Source organism: Bradyrhizobium sp. AUGA SZCCT0283, from assembly GCF_018130385.1.
Classification (GTDB): Bacteria; Pseudomonadota; Alphaproteobacteria; order Rhizobiales; family Xanthobacteraceae; genus Bradyrhizobium.
This window is the reverse complement of the sequence record NZ_JAFCLU010000089.1, coordinates 1-4,126: the sequence shown is the minus strand read 5'-3', so window position 1 is coordinate 4,126 and position 4,126 is coordinate 1. Positions and strand designations below refer to the sequence as shown.

Here is a 4,126-nt window from a genome sequence, read left to right as displayed (position 1 = left end):
ATTGCTTCCGGCTGGAGCGGTTGCCGGGTGGGGCTTGCACCCACTGGAAAGCGCCGCCTTTGCACGGCGCACACCCATCTCGGACATCGGGCTTAGTCGGACATCAGCCCATTTTTCTACTAAGCTGCACTCGATTTCTCGGGCCGAGCTGCGTCTTGAGCGGCGAGCGCGTCAACGGTGACTGGCGGCGGTGCTGGCGGCGGATGTCATGGGGTATCGCCGGCTAAGCGCTTTTCAATCTTGCCTGGGCTCTGACCAGATCCGCGGTGTCAAAACCTTCGCTAAAGGATGCGTAAACCTCGCCAAGTTGTAAGCGACACCTGTTGTCGCCTTGTCTCAGCTCGTACAGGTCACATTTGCTCAGACAAAGCCTAAGTTGAAATAATTTGGCATTCTGCTCGCGCGCAACCTCAAGACCTTCACAAAAATAATGCTCCGCCTGATCCAGATCTTGGTTCGATCGCAGGCACGTTTCGCCGAGCAAACGATATATCTCAGCCGCGTAGAAGCGTTCGGAATTCTCTTCATTAAGCCTCAATTGCGCCTGTTTCAAAAAGCCGAGCGCTTGCCCGTAGCGTTTGTTCTTTATGCATGCATCCGCCAGTAACCCCAAAACATAAGACTCAAATATTAACGCGCCAGTGGCCCGTTCTTGTTCCAAGCCTTCGTGAACCTCGGCAATGCCTTTCTCAAACTCACCTTGGTGAGCATTTGCCCAGCCGCGCAAAATTAAAGCCATGGCCAGATAGTGCACAAACTCATGCTCTTCGCAGAATGCGATGACAGCGTTTGCCTGATCTGCAACAGCGGCAACGTCGCCACGAAGCTGATGCACGCGAAGGCTTATCGTTCGCGCAATTGCCTCACTGAACGGATGCTGAGATGCATCCGCGTATCGGCGAGCCTCCGTGCAAATTCGCAACGCCCGATCTGGATAGCCGAGCAAGCAAAGTGCCATGCCGTCGTATAACCTTACATGAACTCGGGGGTCTTGCGCTGACAGGTCAAGATATGCGGAAGCCTTACTGTCGTCACAGAGGTTAATACTGCGTTCTAGCTCCGCGTGGGCATCGGCAAATTTCCCCTGTGCAAACAGGGTAAACCCCAAAGCTTCGTGGGCAAGAACCTTGCAAACCGAGTTGTCCACGTCCTCGGCGCTATTCAGCAGATGTTCGGCAAGGGCTTGAGCTTCACCAAGCGATGCGTGAACAAAATTCCACGTCCATAAACCAAAGACCGCAGGCAAGATAAGCTCGTCAAGACCACTCTCTTTGCACAATTGAAGTGCTCGCGTGTACGCATGCTTGACACTGTCGGTGCTCCAACCCTTAATCGCACGGAGGGAGTTGCCCAGCGACGTCTGAAGGAGCAACTCCGATTTGGCGCGCAGCATCGGGTCGTCGATATTTGGAATCTGATTCAACCCTTGTTTCAGATGACCGACCGCTTCGTTATGCGCCGAACGAGCCGCGGATCGTTTACCTGCCTCGTACCAGTAGTGTACGGCCTTTTCGTAGTTTCTCGCCTGCGTGTAGTGGTACGCAATAGTCTCGGGCTGAGCCTGCACGATTTCAGGAAATTGCTGCTCCAGCGCCTTCGCAATAGCGGCGTGCAGATGCACGCGGCGGCTCTTTAGGAGTCCCTCATACGCGGCGTCACGCACCAGCGCGTGTTTGAAGGTGTAAACCGCGTGTGGAATTTCGCCCCGGCAGAATATCAGTTCCGAACGCACTAACTGATCAAGCGCCTCGTCCAATCGCTGTGTCGGCAGCCCGGCGACGGCGCTCACAAGTTCGTAATGGAATTCGCGACCCGCGACGGCTCCAATTTGGGCGACGTCCCGCACCGGCGACAACCGATCAAGGCGAGCCATTAGCGAAGCTTGCAACGTGGTTGGGATCGCCAATGACGGTAGGGGACCCTCCAGAATATATTCGCCGTCCCGCTCCCGCAACAGCCCGCCTTCCAGCACCATCTTCGTTAATTCCTCGACGAATAGCGGTACTCCATCGGTGTGTGCGAGAATGCGCTCCATTACCTCCTTCGGGAGTGTTCTGCCGCCGGTCAGCCGCAAGACCAGCGCTGCGCCGTCGCGCCGGCCAAGGCGGGTGAGCGGGATTGTTGTGGTGTGGGGATAACTTGGCCAAGGGAGAGTGAATTGGGGTCTTGCCGTGATCAGCACCAGTGCCCGAAGCTGCGGCACGTGCTCCACAGTAGCTGCGAGGAGCTCAAGCGATGTTGGGTCAATCCAGTGTACATCTTCGAAAATGAGTAAAGCCGGTTGCTGCGCCACTAACCCAACGAGCTGGGCCAATAGTGCCGCAAAGGTCTTCTCCTTGCGCTTTTGTGGAGTGACGTCCAGCAGTCTGTAGTGATCATCGGTCGGCAGCGCCAACAAATTGGCGAGAACCGCCAGGTGTTCGGGATCGTGTGTGGATTGCGCGAGTAGAGCGTCGAGCTTGCATAGCTTCTCGTGGGGTGAGTCGCTGTGCTTGAACCCGGCAGCACGCTCGAGCTGGCTGATGAATGGGAACAATGCGCTGTGGGTGTGATGCTCAGAGCAGAAATAGCGAAGGGTGATGTGTGATTCAGTCTGGAGTCGCTCATTAAGCGCCGACGCAATGTGTGACTTGCCAATACCCGGCTCTCCCGTAAGGGTCACCACCCGGCCTTCTTCCTGTGTAGCTTGTCGCCAGCGGCGTAACAGCAGCTCTATTTCCTCGTCGCGCCCGAACAGTGGCGGCAGCTTGGTGGTGTGCATGGCCTCGAAGTGGCTCTCTACACCGCTCATCTCCAGCACCTGATAGACCCGGACCGGTTCCGCCCAGCCTTTCAGTGCGACCGGACCGAGGTCACGGTAATGAAACTCTCCGCCGGTGAGCCGGCGCGTGCTCGCGCAGATTAACACAGTCTCTGGCTCGGCCATAGTTTGTAGACGCGCGGCGAGGTTCGGCGTCTCACCAACGACCGCTTGCTCCGCCGGAATATTCTCAATCAGAAGCTCGGTTACGACCACAGTGCCCGTCGCAATGCCGACGCGAATCTGCAGCGCCGCGGCGACATTCCGGATGCTCGCTATGGCACGGATGAGTGCGAGTGCGGCGTGCACGGCCTGTTCGGCATCATCTTCATGTGCTTGCGGATAGCCGAAATAGACCAACACGCCGTCACCCATATAGCGAGCAATCTTCCCTTGATAGCGGCTGATGACTTCTGTGATGCAGGTGTGATAGGCGCCAATCAGCGTCCGCATGTCCTCCGGGTCCAACCGCGCAGAAAGGGCCGTGGACCCAACCAAGTCACAAAACATCACTGTAAGGTGGCGCCGCTCGCCTTCATCCGATCGCCTCGGTTCGGTCGCTGTTTTCGCCGGTTCAGCCCTAGCTGCGTCATCAAGCTCTGCGATGGCACGCAGTAGCTTGCGACGATGACCTAGCACGACGCCTAGCTCCTTTAGGTCCTGATCTGTCAGGTCGCGCACGACCGAGAGGTCAATGCCGTTTTCGGCGAAGCGCTGGGCGTACTCCGACAATCCGATTGACTCAAGCCACTCCGTGACGCCTCTCATGGTATTGGCGCCTCCCCGCTCAGTTCTCGATCCCCGGGGGAATTTAGTACTACACAACGTATTACGCACGAAGAAAGAGCGCACGCGCAACGAATTAGGTTTGAATGGGCAGGACGGCGCAATCTGCAACCAACACTCGAGCTTTCATAGTTTGAAACTGTTGGACGGTTCGGGTAAGCCCACAACCTTGTACAGTGCCGCCCAATCTTCTCCACCGTTCCCGGTCCGCCTGAGTTCTTCGTTCCTCGGCTACCATGTCGATTTCAGTCTGACCACACAACCGCGGCAAGTGAGCGTCTCGCTGCGAGTGGACGGCTGACCTGCTGTGCGACTTCCGGTTATGGCACCTTTGAGACGCGGCGACCGGCCCTGACAATGTCCGTTTCCAGAGGAAGACCGCAAGTAGTCGGCCGCCGACTAAAATGACGCGATTGACCGACCCAGAGCGGAAGTGGCGCGTCGTCGATTTGCTGAGCACTAGAGCGCTTTCCGCTTGATTTGAATCGGAAGGGTTATAGGGGGTTCCCTCGGGCGCGCAAATCAGATTCGGTTCCTCCA

Annotated in this window: 1 protein-coding gene; it reads right to left on the bottom strand. The window is 57.0% G+C overall.

What is annotated here, in order from left to right:
• Positions 1 to 223: 223 nt before the first annotated feature.
• The gene (locus JQ624_RS38100; RefSeq protein ID WP_212423994.1) at positions 224 to 3,568 is read right to left on the bottom strand and encodes an adenylate/guanylate cyclase domain-containing protein; all 3,345 of its coding nucleotides are present in this window, start codon (positions 3,566 to 3,568) and stop codon (positions 224 to 226) included.
• Positions 3,569 to 4,126: the final 558 nt, after the last annotated feature.

Excerpts from the sequence above, each read along its gene's own strand:
- JQ624_RS38100 (WP_212423994.1), bottom strand. The coding sequence starts at position 3,568 with ATGAGAGGCGTCACGGAGTGGCTTGAGTCAATCGGATTGTCGGAGTAC.